This is a genomic window from Streptomyces actinomycinicus, assembly GCF_016741775.1.
Classification (GTDB): Bacteria; Actinomycetota; Actinomycetes; order Streptomycetales; family Streptomycetaceae; genus Streptomyces; species Streptomyces actinomycinicus.
Window position 1 is genome coordinate 1 of sequence record NZ_JAERRK010000106.1, and the last position, 201, is coordinate 201.

The following is a 201-nucleotide window of genomic DNA, read 5'->3' on the forward strand; positions in this document are numbered from 1 at the left end:
GTTCGGCGGCGTCCTACTCTCCCACAGGGTCCCCCCTGCAGTACCATCGGCGCTGTGAGGCTTAGCTTCCGGGTTCGGAATGTAACCGGGCGTTTCCCTCACGCTATGACCACCGAAACACTATGAAACTCTCAACCGGAACGCCATACACGGCGACGTGGTCGTGGTTTCAGAACCAACACAGTGAACGCGAGCGTCTGA

1 rRNA gene is annotated in these 201 nt (G+C 58.7%); it reads right to left on the reverse strand.

Features of this window, described 5'->3' with window-relative positions:
- Positions 1-117: ribosomal RNA gene (rrf, locus tag JK359_RS38710) — 5S ribosomal RNA — on the reverse strand.
- Positions 118-201 lie beyond the last annotated feature (84 nt).